This is a genomic window from Microbacterium sp. Z6_144 (assembly GCF_057197625.1).
On record NZ_JBXVPT010000001.1, the window covers coordinates 2037288 to 2054120 of the forward strand.

General features: G+C 70.6%; 16 protein-coding genes. 1 reads left to right on the plus strand and 15 read right to left on the minus strand.

Annotation, left to right across the window (positions count from 1 at the left end; genetic code table 11):
* Positions 1 to 16: 16 nt before the first annotated feature.
* On the plus strand, positions 17 to 490 hold the full coding sequence (locus AC2DGY_RS09965; RefSeq protein WP_484509534.1) for an NUDIX hydrolase: 474 nt from the start codon (positions 17 to 19) through the stop codon (positions 488 to 490).
* A 432-nt stretch (positions 491 to 922) separates the two neighbouring features.
* On the opposite strand, the gene AC2DGY_RS09970 is transcribed toward AC2DGY_RS09965, so the two are convergent.
* From AC2DGY_RS09970 to AC2DGY_RS10040, 15 genes are all read right to left on the minus strand, one after another.
* Positions 923 to 1846, minus strand: coding sequence for an RluA family pseudouridine synthase (locus tag AC2DGY_RS09970; protein WP_484509535.1), 924 nt, complete (start codon positions 1844 to 1846; stop codon positions 923 to 925).
* The gene (gene lspA / locus AC2DGY_RS09975) at positions 1846 to 2478 is read right to left on the minus strand and encodes a signal peptidase II (protein WP_484509536.1); all 633 of its coding nucleotides are present in this window, start codon (positions 2476 to 2478) and stop codon (positions 1846 to 1848) included. The genes AC2DGY_RS09970 and lspA overlap by 1 nt, the downstream gene beginning before the upstream one ends.
* Before the next feature lie 9 nt (positions 2479 to 2487).
* Positions 2488 to 3093 carry a DivIVA domain-containing protein gene (locus AC2DGY_RS09980; RefSeq protein ID WP_484509537.1) on the minus strand — a complete coding sequence of 202 codons (606 nt, stop codon included), beginning with the start codon at positions 3091 to 3093 and terminating at the stop codon, positions 2488 to 2490.
* Positions 3094 to 3222: 129 nt separating this feature from the next.
* On the minus strand, positions 3223 to 3525 hold the full coding sequence (locus AC2DGY_RS09985; RefSeq protein WP_484509538.1) for a YggT family protein: 303 nt from the start codon (positions 3523 to 3525) through the stop codon (positions 3223 to 3225).
* Between the two features lie 6 nt (positions 3526 to 3531).
* A complete protein-coding gene (locus tag AC2DGY_RS09990) occupies positions 3532 to 3990 on the minus strand; it encodes a cell division protein SepF (RefSeq protein WP_484509539.1) in 459 nt (152 codons plus the stop codon).
* Between the two features lie 31 nt (positions 3991 to 4021).
* On the minus strand, positions 4022 to 4711 hold the full coding sequence (locus AC2DGY_RS09995) for a YggS family pyridoxal phosphate-dependent enzyme (protein ID WP_484509540.1): 690 nt from the start codon (positions 4709 to 4711) through the stop codon (positions 4022 to 4024).
* Positions 4712 to 4777: 66 nt separating this feature from the next.
* Positions 4778 to 5944 (minus strand): cell division protein FtsZ, encoded by a 1167-nt coding sequence (ftsZ, locus tag AC2DGY_RS10000; RefSeq protein ID WP_484509541.1) that lies wholly within the window; start codon positions 5942 to 5944, stop codon positions 4778 to 4780.
* Positions 5945 to 6088: 144 nt separating this feature from the next.
* Positions 6089 to 7039 (minus strand): FtsQ-type POTRA domain-containing protein, encoded by a 951-nt coding sequence (locus AC2DGY_RS10005; RefSeq protein WP_484509542.1) that lies wholly within the window; start codon positions 7037 to 7039, stop codon positions 6089 to 6091.
* 5 nt (positions 7040 to 7044) lie between these two features.
* Positions 7045 to 8454, minus strand: a complete 1410-nt coding sequence (murC, locus tag AC2DGY_RS10010; protein WP_484509543.1) for a UDP-N-acetylmuramate--L-alanine ligase — start codon at positions 8452 to 8454, stop codon at positions 7045 to 7047.
* Between the two features lie 12 nt (positions 8455 to 8466).
* On the minus strand, positions 8467 to 9591 hold the full coding sequence (locus AC2DGY_RS10015) for a UDP-N-acetylglucosamine--N-acetylmuramyl-(pentapeptide) pyrophosphoryl-undecaprenol N-acetylglucosamine transferase (RefSeq protein ID WP_484509544.1): 1125 nt from the start codon (positions 9589 to 9591) through the stop codon (positions 8467 to 8469).
* Between the two features lie 198 nt (positions 9592 to 9789).
* Positions 9790 to 10989, minus strand: a complete 1200-nt coding sequence (gene ftsW, locus AC2DGY_RS10020) for a putative lipid II flippase FtsW (RefSeq protein ID WP_484509545.1) — start codon at positions 10987 to 10989, stop codon at positions 9790 to 9792.
* Positions 10952 to 12511 (minus strand): UDP-N-acetylmuramoyl-L-alanine--D-glutamate ligase, encoded by a 1560-nt coding sequence (murD, locus tag AC2DGY_RS10025; protein WP_484509546.1) that lies wholly within the window; start codon positions 12509 to 12511, stop codon positions 10952 to 10954. The genes ftsW and murD overlap by 38 nt, the downstream gene beginning before the upstream one ends.
* The gene (gene mraY / locus AC2DGY_RS10030) at positions 12508 to 13611 is read right to left on the minus strand and encodes a phospho-N-acetylmuramoyl-pentapeptide-transferase (protein WP_484509547.1); all 1104 of its coding nucleotides are present in this window, start codon (positions 13609 to 13611) and stop codon (positions 12508 to 12510) included. The genes murD and mraY overlap by 4 nt, the downstream gene beginning before the upstream one ends.
* Positions 13608 to 15020, minus strand: a complete 1413-nt coding sequence (locus AC2DGY_RS10035) for a UDP-N-acetylmuramoyl-tripeptide--D-alanyl-D-alanine ligase (protein WP_484509548.1) — start codon at positions 15018 to 15020, stop codon at positions 13608 to 13610. Before AC2DGY_RS10035 ends, mraY begins: the two co-directional genes overlap by 4 nt.
* Positions 15021 to 15038: 18 nt before the next feature.
* Positions 15039 to 16832: a peptidoglycan D,D-transpeptidase FtsI family protein gene (locus AC2DGY_RS10040; RefSeq protein WP_484509549.1), complete on the minus strand. Its 1794-nt coding sequence runs from the start codon at positions 16830 to 16832 to the stop codon at positions 15039 to 15041.
* Between the last annotated feature and the right edge of the window lies 1 nt (position 16833).

A 16833-nucleotide genomic window follows, 5' to 3' on the forward strand; every position in this document is an offset into this window, starting at 1 on the left:
CCGCTACCGTGGACGCATGGCCACCCCCGAATTCGTCCTGTCCCTGCGCGAGAAGATCGGGCAAGCCCCGCTCCCCCTCGTCGGGGTCACGGCCGTCGTGTTCCGCGACGAGAAGGTGCTGCTGGGCAAGCGCACCGACAACGGTCGGTGGGCGCCGGTCTCGGGCATCGTCGAACCGGGCGAGGAACCCGCCGACACCGCGGTACGGGAATGCCTCGAAGAGGCAGGAGTCGTCGTCCGCGCCACCCGCCTGGCCCTCGTCCACCAGATCCCCCGCATGACTTACGCCAACGGCGACCAGGTCGACTACCTCGATCTCGTGTTCCGCTGCGACTGGATCTCGGGTGAGCCGCATCCCGCCGACGGCGAGGTGACCGAGGTCGGCTTCTACGGCCTGGGCGAGCTGACCGATGTCGCCCACGAGCACGTCCGCCGGATCGCCCTGGCGATGGCCGAGGACGACCCGGCGACCTTCTCCGGCGGCCGCTAGCGCGGATGCGCGGCCCGCGGTCGGAGGATCGCATCGAGGTCGGAGCATCCACCCGTCATCCTCCGACGACGGTGCCGTCCTCCGACGCGCGAGCCGCCGGCGACGGGGCGGATGCGCGGGCCGCGGGCGCTACGGAGTCCGACGCATCCGCACCCGAGGAAAACCGCCAGCTGGGACACGGGGCGCCGCGAGGGTGCCGCGGCCTTCTGGAACAGCCGCTTCCTCCCGACATAGGCCATCGTGAGGTCGACCTTCTCGTCGCAACCACGTCGAACGACCTCGCGGCGCGTACGTCCACGGTTGATCGCCGTGTGCCGCCTTCCCCGACACTGTCCCCACCGAGGTCGGAGGATGCTGCGCGCGTCGGAGGATGCGCGCAGGATCCTCCGACGAAGGCGAAATGCTCCGACGAAGCGGAACGCCCAGACGCGGTCAGTCGGCGCGGAGGATCTCCAGGGCGCGGGCCAGGTCGGCGGGATACTCGGAGGTGAACGTCGACCACTCCCCCGTCTCGGGGTGTGCGAAGGACAGCTGGCGGGCGTGCAGCCACTGGCGGGTGAGGCCGAGGCGGGCCGACAGCGTCGGGTCGGCCCCGTAGAGGGGGTCGCCCACACAGGGATGCCGGTGCGCGGCCATGTGGACGCGGATCTGGTGCGTCCGCCCCGTCTCGAGGTGGATCTCCAGCAGGGAAGCGCCGGGAAACGCCTCGAGGGTCTCGTAGTGGGTGACGGAGTCCTTGCCGGCGGGCGTCACGGCGAACTTCCACGAGTGCGTGGGATGACGACCGATCGGCGCATCGATCGTGCCGGCGAGGGGATCGGGGTGGCCCTGCACGACGGCGTGGTAGATCTTCTCCACCTCGCGTTCCTTGAACGCCCGCTTGAGGACGGTGTAGGCGTGCTCGGTCTTCGCCACCACCATGAGCCCGCTCGTCCCGACGTCCAGACGATGCACGATCCCGCGCCGCTCGGCGGCGCCGCTGGTGGAGATGCGGAACCCGGCCCCCGCCAGTGCGCCGAGCACCGTGGGCCCCTCCCAGCCCATCGACGGATGCGCCGCCACCCCCGAGGGCTTGTCCACCACGACGATGTCGTCGTCGTCGTACACGATGCCGAGGCCCGGCACCTCGACGGGCACGATCTCGGGTTCGCGTTTGGCCGTCCACGTCACCTGGAGCCACGCGCCGCCGTGCAGCCGGTCGGACTTGCCGACCGTCCGTCCGTCCTGCTCGACGCCCCCCGCGTCGGCCACCTCCGCGGCGAAGGTGCGGGAGAATCCGAGCATCTTGGCCAGCGCGGCATCCACCCGGGTGCCGTCGAGCCCGTCGGGGACGGGAAGACTCCGTGACTCCGTCATCAGCGCGGCGTCGGCCCGGGGTCGGTCTGATCGGCGACCGCGCCCGGCTCCTCGTCATCCCGGACGGCGTCATCCCCGGCGGCGTCATCCCCGGCGGCGTCATCCCCGGCGGCGGCACGGGTCTCCCGCGTGCCGTCCAGGCGCAGCCCGATGAGGACGAGCAGCGCCACGGCGATCATCATCGTGACGATGAAGATGTCGGCGACGTTGTAGATGGCCGGCATCATCCAGGGCGTGGAGATGAAATCCACCACGTGTCCTACGGGGAATCCCGGTGACCGCAGCAGCCGGTCGGTGAGGTTCCCGAGGACGCCGCCCAGGAGCAGTCCGAGGGTCACCGCCCACGCGCGGGAGGTCACGCGTGTCACGGCGAGCCAGACGATGACGACGGCGACGACGGCCAGCGCGATCGTGAAGACCCACGTGACACCCTGCCCGAGCGAGAACGCCGCGCCGGGGTTTCGCACCAGGTAGAACTGCAGGAACTCGCCGAGCACGGGAACCGGCTCCTCGGGAGGCAGGTTCGCAATGGCGAGGTACTTCGTGAACTGGTCGGCGGCCAGCACCGTCACCGCGAGGATCGCGATGAGGATGCCGGCCGCCGCCTTATGCAGGGGTGCTCGGCTGCGCACCGAGCGGGCCTAGAGCCCGATCGCCGAGACCGGGGTGGATCCGGACGGCGTTGCGGTCGTATCGAGGTCGCGGAGCTTGCCCTCGATGTAGCTGCGCAGCTGTGCGCGGTAGTCGCGCTCGAACGCGTTCAGCTCGGAGATGCGGCCCTCCAGCGCGACGCGCTCCTTCTCCAGGCGCGCGATCTCGTCGCGGCCCTTCGCCTCGGCCTCGGCCAGGATGGCCGCCGCGCGGGACTGGGCTTCGGAGATGAGCTGGTCGCGCTGCGCCTTGCCCTCGGCGACGTGCTCGTCGTGCAGGCGCTGGGCCAGCTCGATGATGCCCGCCGACGTCGAGGCCGGGTCCGCGGAGGAGACGGGTGCGGCCACCGGGGTGGGCGCGGGGACGTCGGTGACGACCGGCTCGGCCGGTGCTTCCGCGCGCGGCTCGGCGACGGGCTGCTCACCGGACTCATAGGCGGCGAGCCGGGCCTTCAGCTCCTCGTTCTCGGCGAGGGCCTTACGCCACTCGACGACGATCTCGTCGAGGAAGTCGTCCACCTCGTCCGGGTCGAAGCCTTCCTTGAACCGGACGTGCTGAAACTGCTTGGTGACGACGTCATCAGGGGTCAATGGCATGGTGATTCCTCTTTCGAGAGCTGGTCTCGGGCCGGGGTTCTGACGGCGCTCCGGGCCGTGCGTGCTTCGAGCAAGCATAGTCGGCGGCTCCGCAGGCTGTCGAAGCCTTGCGGTCGAGCCGGGGGTCGGTCAGCCTCCGGCGATCGAGCGCGTGATCCCCAGCAGGAGGAAGCACAGCAGCATCGTCAACGCGAAGGCGAAGTCGATGGCGACGGGCCCCACACGCAAGGGCGGGATGAAGCGACGGAAGAGCCGGATCGGCGGGTCGGTCACCGTATAGACGACCTCGGCCGCGATCAGTGCCCCACCGCGCGGTCGCCACGACCGGTTGAACATCGGGATGTATTCGAGCACGAGTCGCACGAGCAGCACGATGACGTACAGGAAGAGCAGCCCGTTGAGGATCGTGGCGACCAGGCGCAGCACGTCCACGGTCGGTTACGGCTGAGCGAACGCGACGGACTCGGGGTCCCCCTGCGCAAGCGCACCGTCGCCGGATACGGCGATGTTCTCCGGGGACAGCAGGAACACCTTGCTCGTGACCCGCTCGATCCGCCCGTACAGCCCCATGGACAGGCCGCTGGCGAAATCGATCAGGCGGCGCGCGTCGGCGTCGCTCATCTGCGACAGGTTGATGATGACCGGAACGCCCTCGCGGAAGTTCTCGGCGATCACCTGCGCGTCGCGGTACTGCTTGGGGTGCACCGTCAGGATCTCGCTGATCGGGCCCGGGGTCGGCTGACGCACCACCGAGGGGCGGTGGATCGGCGTCACCGGTGCGGCCTTCTCGACAGCCTGCGGTTTGCGGCTCGAAGGCTGCGTCGCCGGCTCGTCGAAGGCTTCCTCTTCGTCAGCGAGGCCCAGGTACACCATGGTCTTTTTGAGCGGGTTCGACATCGCATCCTCCGTTCGCTCGTCTGTTCCGAGGCTATCCGCGCACGGGCCTCGGGCCCGTGATTGCCGAGCCGATCCGCAGGTGTGTCGCGCCCATTGCGATCGCTTCGGGGAAATCTCCGGTCATCCCGGCCGAGATCCACGTCGCCTCCGGTGCCACGCTGCGCACGGCGTCCGCTGCGGCACGCAGCCGCGAGAAGGCGCGCTCGGGCTCCTCGTCCAGCGGAGCGACGGCCATGACCCCCCGGACGCGCAGGGTAGGCAGCGCAGCCACGTGTTCGGCCAAGCCGAGGACCGCCGCCGGCTCGACACCGCCGCGACCGGGATCGTCGGTCAGGTTCACCTGCACGAGCACGTCCAGGACGTCCGCCGGGTCCGGGGCCGCCGCATCCAGGGCGTCGGCCAGCCGCGCACGGTCGATCGAGTGCACCGCCGATGCCACGGCACGGATGGCCCGGGCCTTGTTGGTCTGCGCCTGCCCGATGAAGTGCCACCGCAGGTCGGTCAGCGCCGTCCAGTCGGCCGCCTTCGCCGTCAGCTCCTGCTGACGGTTCTCCCCCACGTCTCGCACGCCCAGCGCGTACAGGTCGCGCACGAGGGCGGCCGGGTGGAACTTCGTCACGACGATGCGAGTGATCTCCGCGGGATCGCGCCCGGCGGCCCGGGCGGATGCGGCGATCCGCTCATCGACGGCGGCCAGACGGTCGGCCAGTTCGCGGTCCACGATTCCTCCCGGAAACGCTGTGGCGGGCCCGGGGCATGCCGGACCCGCCACCGCTGTTGAGGACTCCTACTTCAGGAAGTCGGGGATGTCCAGGTCGTCGTCGCCGAATGCCGAGTCGTAGGCAGGCTCGGGATGGCGGGCAGCGACCGGCACCGACTCGCGCACGCGCTCCTCCTCGGCGACCGGCGCCGAGGGCGTGGTCTCCTCGGTGGGCAGCGGCAGGGGCGGGAGGACGGGCGTTGCCGGCCGCTGGGCAGCACCCACGGCATCCAGACGCAGCGACGGCTCTCCGCCGTCGAAGCCTGCCGCGATGACCGTGACCCGCACCTCGTCGCCGAGAGTGTCGTCGATCACCGTTCCGAAGATGATGTTGGCCTCGGGATGCGCGGCCTCCTTCACCAGCTGCGCGGCGTCGTTGATCTCGAAGATGCCGAGGTTCGAGCCGCCCTGGATCGACAGCAGGACGCCGTGGGCGCCCTCGATCGACGCCTCCAGCAGCGGGGACTCGACCGCCAGTTCGGCGGCCTTGATCGCGCGATCGGCGCCGCGCGCGGAGCCGATGCCCATGAGCGCGGATCCCGCACCCTGCATGACCGACTTGACGTCGGCGAAGTCGAGGTTGATGAGACCCGGCGTAGTGATGAGGTCGGTGATGCCCTGCACACCGGCCAGGAGCACCTGGTCGGCCGTGGCGAAGGCCTCGATCATCGAGATGCCGCGGTCGCTGATCTCCAGGAGCCGGTCGTTCGGCACCACGATGAGGGTGTCGACCTCTTCCTTGAGCTTGGAGACGCCGGTCTCGGCCTGCTGCTGGCGGCGACGCCCCTCGAAGGAGAAGGGCTTCGTGACGACACCGATGGTCAGCGCGCCGATCGACTTGGCGATGCGTGCGACGACCGGTGCGCCACCGGTGCCCGTGCCACCGCCCTCGCCGGCCGTGACGAACACCATGTCGGCGCCGGCCAATGCCTCTTCGATGTCTTCCGCGTGGTCCTCTGCGGCGCGGCGACCCACCTCGGGGTCGGCGCCGGCACCGAGGCCGCGCGTGAGTTCCCGTCCGACGTCGAGCTTGACGTCGGCGTCGCTCATGAGCAGCGCCTGAGCGTCCGTGTTGATCGCAATGAACTCCACGCCGCGCAGGCCGAGCTCGATCATGCGGTTGACGGCGTTGACGCCACCACCGCCGACTCCCACGACCTTGATCACGGCGAGGTAGTTCTGGTTCTGGCTCATGCCGGCCTCCATATCCCGAACCTTAAACCTCATCTAGAGGGTTAAAGAATTGCTGGGTATGCAATTCCTGATTCCGAACGTAGGTGGCGGACGCGGCGTCAGCCGGAGCGACGCGGCGTGTCGCCACAACCCGCGGATAAAGCGTCAGCGCACCACGATGGCCGACGGGGAGGAGACGTCGTACACGCTCGTGTCGGCAGGCGGACGGCCCTGCATCGCGCGCTCCAGGGTGAGGGCCTTGAGAGCGGATCGGTCGGCGCTCCCCCACACGACCGTCGTCTCGGTCGCGCCCAGGGTCAGCGTGACGTCATCGGCCGTGGTGGCCGAGACCGCCGTCACCTGCATCCGGATCGCGTCGGGCAGCGACCGCATGACCCGCCCCGCCGCCTGGAACGCCGCCGACCCCACGCCGCCGGTGATGGTGAGCACCGGCTGACCCGGTGGCGCCGAGGGGGTCGTCGACAGCGCGACGCCCGCGGCATCCACGACCGTGTAGCCGGCGGCGGATCCGATCGCCCCCACCGGGGTGCGTTCGACGATACGTACGACGAGGTCGTGCGGCGGGCGCGCCTCGAGCGTGTAGGACTCCACGAGCGGGAAGCGCACGAGCGCGGCCTTCACGGCACTGTCGTCCACGAGCGGGAGCGGCGTGCCGAGCTGGTCGTCGAGGGCCTCCGCGACGGCGTTCGCATCCAGCGTGCTCGTCCCGGCGACCTCGATGCGCTCCACGGCGAACAGCGGACTGTAGGCGGCACCCACCGTGCCCAGGACGAGCAGCGCCACCGCCGCGGCGGCACCGATCCACAGCATCCGCCGGCGGCGCTGGCGCACCGTGAACCGGCGCACCTCGGCGCGGAGCGCCCGCCGGCGGGCACGGGAGGCGCGCCACACGTCGCGCAGACCGAGTCGGTCAGGGGTTCCGGCGTCCTCCGGAGCGGTCGGCGCGGACGGGCGGGCGGGGCTCCACCGCTCCTCGCCCGGAAGGAGCGGGATGACCGGGGCGGTGGGTTCGCGCGCGGCGGCCGGCTTCTCGGTGGTCCGTCGGGCGGGCGACGATTCCGCGGGCGGCGGCGGCAGGGGGCTCGGCCGGCGCATCCGCGTCACTCCTCGGCGATCTCGGCGGTGCGCGAGAGCGCCTCGAGCACCTGCGGGATGATGAGGTTCACGTTGCCGCAGCCGAGGGTGATGACGTAGTCGCCGCCGCGCGCCACCGCCGCGGTGTAGTCGGCGGCCTCCTGCCAGTCCGCGACGAAGTGGACGTGGTCGGGATCGCGGAAGGCACCGCTGACCAGTTCTCCGGTGACACCGGGTACCGGATCTTCGCGGGCGCCGTACACGTCCAGCACGACGGTGTGATCGGCGTACGACTCCAGCACCTCGGCGAACTCGCGGTACATCGCCTGAGTGCGCGAGTAGGTGTGCGGCTGGTGCAGGGCGATGATGCGGCCGTCGCCGATGACGGTACGGGCGGCCGCGAGGGCGGCGGCGACCTCGGTCGGATGGTGCGCGTAATCGTCGTACACGCTCACCCCGCGCCGGACGTCGTGCAGCTCGAACCGCCGCGCGGTGCCCCCGAACCCGGAGACCGCTCGGGCCGCCGCAGCGACGTCGTACCCGAGCGTGACCAGCACCGCGACGGCGCCCGCGGCGTTGACGGCGTTGTGCGCGCCGGGAACCCGCAACTGCAACGGAACGGTCGTGCCGGCGGTCGTGAGGGTGAAGGAGACGGGTCCGTCGGTGCGGATGTCGGCCACGCGGACGTCGGCGGAAGCATCCAGCCCGAACGTGATGACGCGAGGGTGCGACAGGCGTGCGCGCACGCGCTGCGCGCCGGGGTCATCGGCCGAGATCACCACCGCCTCGCGCGCCCGGTCGGCGAACTGCGCGAAGGCGGCATCGAACGCGTCGAACGAGCCGTAGTGGTCGAGGTGGTCGGGATCGACGTTCGTGATCAGCGCGACCGCCGTGTCGTAGAGCAGGAACGTGCCATCGGATTCGTCGGCCTCGATCACGACCAGATCGTCGGAGCCGGTCGCGCTGGAGGCGTCGTAGTCGGCGATCACCCCGCCGTTGACGAACGTCGGGTCGGCGTCGAGGGCGCGCAGGCCCGTGACGATCATGCCGGTGGAGGTCGTCTTGCCGTGGGCACCGGCGACCGACACGAGCCGGCGTCCGCCGATGAGCCAGTGCAGCGCCTGCGACCGGTGGATCACGGCGAGCCCGCGCTGTTTGGCGGTGACGAACTCGGGGTTCTCCGGCCAGATGGCGCCGGTGTGGACGACCGTGTCGGCGTCGCCCAGATGAGCGGCGTCGTGACCGACGTGCACGGTCGCCCCGAGGCTCTCCAGGGCACGCAGCCCGGGGCTGTCGGCGCGGTCGGACCCCGACACGCGGATACCGCGCTCGAGGAACATGCGCGCCAGCCCCGACATCCCCGAGCCGCCGATGCCGATGAAGTGGGCGGCTTCGATGTTCTCGGGGATGGGCAGGCTCAAGTCGGGTCGAATCATGACCCGATCATCCTAGGTCGGCGTTCCTGGGCGTCGGCCCCGGCGCGCGGAGGCACCGTCGCTCCGGCCCGCAAGGGCCTCGTCGATCAGGTCGATGACGTTCTGCGTTCCGGTGCGCGTGCCGGCGGAGGCCGCCGCATCCCGCATCGCCCGCCGTGCGCCGGCATCCTGCAGCAGCGGGACCAGTTCTGCCCGCACGCGGTCGGGCGTGAGTTCCGCGTCGGGGATGATGCGGGCAGCTCCCGCGCGGACGGCGGCGGCGGCGTTGAGGCGCTGCTCGCCGTTGCCGACGGCGTAGGGCACGTAGACGGCGGGGATCCCGAGCGCGCTGACCTCGCTGACGGTCGCCGCCCCCGACCGCGACACGATGACGTCGGCGAGGGCGTAGGCCAGATCCATCCGGTCGACGTAGCGGACGACGGCGTAACCGGGCGCGCCGGGATCGGGGAGGTCGGACCGCTCGCCGGTGACGTGCAGCAGCTGCCAGCCGGCGGCGAGGACGTCCTGCCACGAGCCGCCGAAGGCTTCGTTGAGCCGCTGGGCGCCCAGCGAGCCGCCGAAGACGAGGAGCGTGGGGCGACCGGCGTCGAGCCCGAAGTGCTCGGCCGCCGCGGAGCGGGAGGCCGCGGCATCGAGGTCGACGATCTCGCGGCGCAGCGGCATCCCGACGACGCGTGCGCCCCGGAGCGGCGTGCCGGCGAACGCCACGCCCACGGCGGCCGCGCCGCGAGCGCCGAGCACGTTCGCGAGGCCCGGTCTGGCGTTGGCCTCGTGCACCACGACCGGCACGCCCGCGCGCCGGGCGGCGACGTAGGCGGGGGCCGACGCGTAGCCGCCGAATCCCGTGACCACGTCCACCTCGCGGTCGCGCAGGTGGGCGCGCACCTGCGCGATGGCGCGGCGGAAGCGGACCGGGAACATCGCCGCGGCGCGGTCGGGGCGACGCGGGAAGGGGACCTTGTCGACGACGAGCAGCTCGTAGCCGCGCAGTGGGACGAGGCGTGACTCCAGGCCCTCGCGCGTGCCCAGCACGTACACGGCGGCGTCGGGGTCGCGCTCACGCAGGCCGTCGGCCACGGCGAGCAGCGGGTTGACGTGGCCGGCCGTGCCGCCGCCGGCGAGGAGGTAGGTCGTCACCATCCGACCCTAACAACCGCCGCCTGTGCGTTCCTGCCTGACCCCGCACCCGCACCACGTACCGTACTCAGTCTGAACCGCGCAGGCGGAGCGCTCGGCCGCAGGAACACGCGGACTCGTCCCGCACCCAGTGCCGTTCAGACTGAGTACGGTACGGGGGCAGCGCGGCAGCGGGCCCGGATGGGGAGGGCGACAGCGTCAGCGGACGCGGACGGGGAGGCTGCGGGCGAACGAGAGCAGCACGCCGCACGCGATCAGCACCGAAAGCAGGCTCGTGCCTCCCTGGGACATGAAGGGCAGCGGAACGCCCAGCACCGGGAACACCCGCAGGACGACGCCGATGTTGATGAGCGCCTGCCCGACGATCCAGATGGAGATGGCACCGGCGACGATCCGCACGAAAGGGTCGTGGGTCTTCCGCACGATGTGGAAGGCGCCCACCGCGAACAGCGCGAACAGGGCCAGCACCACGGCGCAGCCGATGAGACCCAGCTCCTCCCCGACGATGGCGAAGATGTAGTCGTTCGCCGCCGCGGGGAGCCAGTCGTACTTCTCCTTCGAGTTCCCCAGCCCCAGTCCGAAGATGCCGCCCGACGCCAGACCCCACACGCCGTGCAGCGACTGGTAGCAGGTGTCGTAGTAGCAGTCGAGCGAGCCGGCGTTGACGAAGCTCATGATGCGCGCCATGCGGTTCGGGCTGCTCACGGCGAAGAAGACCACGGCGATCACGGCGGCCAGAGCGGGCAGGATGAAGATCCGCAGCTTCACGCCCGAGAAGAATAGGGCTGCGAGCACGATGAGCACGAGGATCATCGCGGTGCCGAGGTCCCGTCCGGCCAGGACCGTCGCGATGACCATGATCGCGACCGGGACGATCGGGATGAAGACGTGGCTCCACGACGTGAGAAGGGTGCGCTTGCGGTACATCACCGCCCCCATCCACAGCGCCAGTGCGATCTTGAGGAACTCCGCGGGCTGGAATTGGAAGCCGGCGATCGAGACCCAGTTACGGTTTCCGTACGACTCGATGCCGAGCCCGGGCACGAACACGAGAAGCTGGAAGACGGTCGCGCCGATGAGGGCCGGCCACGCGATCCTGCGGAGGAACGTCACCGGGAATCGGCTGATGACGAACATCAGCGGGATGCCCAGCACCGCGAAGACGCCCTGTTTGATCACATGCTCGAACGGGTTCTGCGCCCCTCCGAGCGCCGACGTCGCCGACAGCACCATGATGAGCCCGAACCCGGTGAGCAGGAGCGCGGTGGAGGCGATGAGGAGGAATTCGCTCGGCACCGGTGCGAAGACCCGTCCGAGCGACACCTTCGCGGCGAGACCGCGACGAGAGGGGTCGGCAGGGTCAGGCGCCTGGGTCGGGGGCGGTGTCGTCGTGGTCACGCGGTTCCCCCTTCCCTGCCGGCGGGCGGCCGGCGATACGTTCGTTCACCGCATCGGCGAATCGCCTGCCGCGGTCGGCGTAGGAGGAGAACTGGTCGAAGGATGCCGCCGCCGGTGCCAGCAGCACCACGTCTCCGTCGCGAGCGACGTCCATCGCCAGGTCGACGACCCGTGCCATGACGTTCTCAGTCTCTGCGGGGTCGACCTCGAACACCGGCACCCCGGGCGCGTGTCGCGCGAACGCGTCCAGCACGGCGCCGCGCTCGACGCCGATCACGATCGCGGCCTTGGCCGCCGCACCGCGCCCGGCCACGAGCGGGGCGATGTCGACGCCCTTGAGGAGTCCTCCCACCACCCACAGCGCACCGGGGAACGCTGCGAGCGAGGATGCCGCGGCATGCGGATTCGTCGCCTTCGAGTCGTCCACCCACGTCACGCCGTCGTGCACGGCGACCACCTGGATGCGGTGCGGGTCGAGCGTGAACGACGCCAGTGCCGAGCGGATGGCCGCGGGCGCGACATCCCGGGAGCGAGCCAGGGCGCTGGCGGCGAGGACGTTCGAGACGATGTGCGCAGCGCCGAGCCCTGCCGCGGCGAGGTCGGCGACCGTGGTGAGCTCCAGAGCCGAGGTGCGCCGCTCCTGGAGGAACGCGCGGTCGACGAGGATGCCGTCCACCACGCCGAGGTCGCTGGGTCCCGGAACGCCGAGGTCGAATCCGATCGCCCGCGCGCCCTCGACGACGTCGGCTTCTTCGACCATCTCCCGCGTCGCGGCATCGGCCTTGTTGTAGACGCACGCGACGCGCACGTTCTGGTACACGACGGCCTTGGCCGCACGGTACGCCGCGAACGAGCCGTGCCACTCGAGGTGGTCGTCGGCGAGGTTGAGGCACACCGATGCGTACGGCGACAGCGGGTCGGGTCCGCTCTGCCGCCCGAGGTACCAGAGCTGGTGGCTGGAGAGCTCGACCACCAGCACGTCGAAGCCGGCGGGGTCGCGGACGGCGTCGAGCACCGGCACGCCGATGTTGCCCACCGGGGCAGCGCGCAGCCCGCCGGCTGCGAGCATCGACGCCGTCAGCCGGGTCGTGGTCGTCTTGCCGTTGGTGCCGGTGATCAGCATCCAGTCCGCCGGCGTGCCGTCGGGGCGCAGCACCTTGTCGCGGACGCGCCACGCCAGTTCCACGTCGCCCCACAGCGCCGTGCCGGTGTCCTGGGTCCACGCGACCACCGGATGCTGCGGCGAGAACCCCGGCGAGGCGACGACCACGTCGGGGGCGAAGGCGACCAGCTCCTCCGGCACCGAGGAGAGGGCGCCGGTCCACAACCGCGCCCCGATCACCGGGAGGAGCCGCTCGTACTCGTCGTCGACGGACTCGGTGAAGACGAAGACGACGGCCCCGAGCTCGGCGAGAGTGTCGGCGACGGAGAATCCGGTGACCGACATGCCCAGCACTGCGACGCGCAGGCCGCGCCAGTCGGCATGCCAGCTGGTGAGGGTGTCCAGGCGCTCGGCGCTCATGCCCGCGACAGCCACTCGACGTAGAAGAATCCGACGCCGGAGACGGCGAGCAGGCCCGCGATGATCCACATCCGCACCACGATGGTGACCTCGGACCAGCCGCGCATCTCGAGGTGGTGATGCAGGGGGCTCATCAGGAAGAGCCGTTTGCCGCGCGTGATCTTGAAGTACGCGCGCTGCAGGATGACCGACCCGGACGCGATGACGTAGACGCCTGCGACGAGAACCATCAGAAGCTCGGTGCGGGTGAGGATCGCCATCGCGGCGATCACGCCGCCGATGGCCATGGAGCCCACGTCGCCCATGAAGATCTTCGCCTTGGGCGCGTTCCACCACAGGAATCCGACGAGCGCGCCCACGAAGGCCGCCGAGATGATGGCGAGGTCGAACGGATCACGGGTGCCGTAGCAGGCGGGTTGCACGGCCTCTGCGACGTTCGTGCAGACCTGCTGCACCTGCCAGAAGGCGATGAGGCTGTACGCGCCGACGACGAAGATGCCCGAGCCTGCCGCGAGGCCGTCCAGCCCGTCGGTGACGTTGACGGAGTTGGAGGTGGCGACCCCGATGAGCGAGACCCACGCGAGGTAGAGGAGCCAGCCGATGACGGGGCCGAGGGCGAACAGCCACAGCAGCGGGACGTCGCGGAACACGGAGATGTAGGCGGATGCGGGGGTTTGCCCCGCCCGGTTGGGGAAGTTCAGGGCGACGATGCCGAACGGCACGGTCACGATCACCTGCCCGACGATCTTCCGCCAGCCGGTGAGGCCGAGGCTGCGCTGCCGTCGGACCTTCATGTAGTCGTCGATGAAGCCGACGGCGCCGAACCCGACCATCATCCAGATCACGAGCCAGCCGGAGATGGTGGGCGGGTTGTTGCCGGTGAAAGAACCGACGAGGTAGCCGACGATCGTGCCGAGGATGAAGATCGTGCCGCCCATCGTGGGCGTGCCGCGCTTGGCGCCGTGGGAGGGGTTGCGGATGTCTTCGGGCGTGCGGATCACCTGACCCCAGCCCCACTTGCGGAACAGCCGCAGGAAGACGGGGGTGAGGAAGAGCGTGAACGCCAGGGAGATCGCCGCGGCAGTCAGGAGGGATCTCACGAGAACGATTCTCCCAGACGATCGCCGAGGAACCGGAGGCCCGCGGAGTTGGAGCTCTTCACCAGCACGCGGTCACCGTCGCGCAGTTCGCCGAGGAGGTAGTCGTATGCCGCGTCGGCGTCCGGGAAGAACACCGCCTCGCCGTCCCACGAGCCCTGAGAGATCGCCTCCAGGTACATCCGTCGCGCGTCGGAGCCGACGACGACGATGCGCTGGATGCCCAGGCGCACCGCGAGGAGGCCGATGCGGTCGTGCTCGTCGCCGGAGTACTCCCCCAGTTCGCTCATGGCGCCGAGGACGGCGACGGTGCGCTCGTGGGGTGCGGTGATCTGCGCGAGGGTGCGGAGGGCTGCGGCCATCGAGTCGGGACTGGCGTTGTACGCGTCGTTGAGGATGCGGACACGGTCCGAACCCAGCGGCTGCATGCGCCAGCGCTCGGCGATCTCGACCGTCTCGACGCGGGCGATCGCGTCGGCGGCGGTGACCCCGAGCGCGGTGGCGGCGGCGATGGCGGCGAGGGCGTTCATCACGTGGTGCTCGCCGAGGACCTGGAGGCGAAGGGGCATCGCCACGCCGTCCACGACGAGGTCGGCCCGGGTGCCCCTCGCGCCGACCTCCACGTCGATCGCGCGGACCTCGGCGCCGGGGCCGCGTCCGAACCAGCGCACCGACACGTCGCCCTCGGCGGCGATCGGCGCCATCGCGCTCACCCGCGGATCGTCGGCGTTGAGGACGGCGAGTCCGCCCGGGCGGACGGCGCGGACGAGTTCGGATTTCGCCGCGAACGTGGCCTCGATGCCGCCGAATCCGCCGGCGTGCGCCATTCCGACCATGAGCACCACGCCGATGTCGGGGGTGACGAGGCCGGCCAACCGGGCGATCTCCCCGGGGCCGCTCGCCCCGAACTCGCTCACGAGGAACCGGGTGCGCTCGCTCACGCGCAGCATCGTCAGGGGGGCGCCGACGGAGTTGTTGAACGAGGCGCGCGGGGCGACGGTCTCCCCTTCGCCGTCGAGGATGCGGGCGAGAAGGTTCTTCGTGGTCGTCTTGCCGTTGGACCCGGTGATCCCGACGATGCGCAGGTCTCCGCGCTCGCGGACGCGGGCGACGACTTCGCGCGCCAGGTCGGCGAGGGCGGCCACCGCATCCGGGACCACCACCTGTGTGACGGCGGCATCGACCGGGTGCTCGACGACCGCGAGGGCGGCGCCGCGCGCGACCGCCGCATCCACGAATTGATGCCCGTCGGTGGTCTCGCCGGGCTTGGCGACGAAGATTCCGCCCGGCTCGATCAGCCGGGAATCGGTGTCGACGGCGCCGGAGACGACCGTCTCGGGGGTGTCGGATCCGGCGAGACGGAGGACGCCGCCGACGGCGTCCGTGAGCTGTGTGAGGGTGAGGGTGATCATGGTGTGTGCGGCGGAGCGTCAGCCGAACTTGGGCAGTTCGGGAGTGGCGGAGCCCGACGGCATGACGCGGTAGGTCTTGAGAACCTGCGTCATCGCCTTCTGGAACGCCGGCGCGTTGGCCGCAGACGACTTTACCGTCGCGGGCTCGTCGAGAGTGACCGCGACGACGTACTGCGGGTCCTCGGCGGGAGCGAAGCCGATCATCGTCGTGTAGTACGCACCCGCTTTGTAGCCGCCGGCGCCGTCGGGTTTCTCACCCGTTCCGGTCTTCACCGCCAGGCGGTAGCCGGGGATCTCGATCTGCTTGGACAGGGTTCCCTGCGCGGCGACGTTCTCCAGCATCAGGGAGACCTCGTCGGCGGCCTTCTCGCCCACCACCTGCTGCCCGGTGGCGTCGGGCACGTCCGTCACCGTGCCGTCGGCGCGCGTGCACCCCTCCACGAGCGACAGCGGCATGCGCACGCCGCCGTTCGCGAGCGTCTGGTATGCGTTCACGAGTTCGGGAACCGTCGTGGTGAGGCCCTGCCCGAAGTTCACGTTGTAGTAGGTCTGGTTGTCCCACTGGTCGAACGGGCGCAGCTCGCCCTTGGCCTTCTTGTCGCCGTTGAAGTCGATGGCCGAGCCGCTGCCGATGCCGAAACTCTTCAGGTAGTCGTAGCGCGTCTGAGCGTTGACGGTGTCGCCGAACTTCGAGATGCCGACGTTGGACGAATCGATCAGCACCCCGGTGAGCGTGTACGTGTTCGTGGGGTGGACGAACGGGTCGCGCACGCTCGCGCCGTTGGGGAACGACTCCTTCGTGGCGGCGGTGACGGTGGACGAGGGGGTGGCCCCGCCCGCGTCGATCGCGATCGCCGCGGTGAGCGCCTTGAACGTGGAACCGGGTTCGAAGGACCCGCTGAAGATGCGGCTGTACCGGTCGTCGTCCTCGGCGCCGTCGACGTGGTTGGGGTCGACCGTGGGGTACTCCGCCATCGCGCGGACCTTGCCGGTGTCGACCTCGGCGACGGTGATCGTTCCCGACTGCGCGCCGGTGTTCTGCACCTGCTCGGCGATCAGCTGCTGCAGGTACCACTCGAGGTCGCGGTTGATCGTCAGCTGCAGCGTCCCCCCGTCCACGGCGGGCTCCTCCACCGCCGTGCCCGGAATCGTGACGCCGTCCTTGCCGCGCTGCCACCGCAGCAGCCCGTCGGTGGCGCTCAGGCAGTCGTTCTGGGCCTGCTCGAGACCCGCGAGGGGCTGGCCGTCGGTTCCCACGAAGCCGATGAGGTTGCCCGCAACGGCCCCGTCGGGATACATCCGCGACGGGTGGGGAACGAACGTGAGGAACGGGATGCCCAGGTCGGCGAGGGCCCGGTACTGCTCTGTCGTGAGACCGCGCTGGAGGTAGGCGAACCTGTTCTCGGGATCCTCGGCCAGGGCGTCCGGAACGATCTTCTCCACCTCCGCTGCCTCCTGGCCGGTCACGCCGGCCAGGAGGACGGCGATCTCGGCCCACGTGACCTCCACGCGCTCGCCGTTCGGGTCTGTCCGCTTCACGCCCTGCTGCGCGAGGTAGGGGTCCAGCTGCGCGTCGTACAGCAGGATGCTGCCGGCCAGGGTCGCGCCGGTCTCATCGACGATGGCTCCGCGGGTGCCGTGGAGCTTGCGCTCGGCGGCGAAGCCGAGCGAGAGGGAGTCGTCGATGTGCTCGCGGGCGTTGACGACCTGGATGTCCACCAGGCGCACCACGAAGCCGACGAGCACCGCGAGGACCACCGCGAGGGCGACCACCGTGCGGCGTCGGGGGCTTCTCGTGCTGCGTGTGGTCATG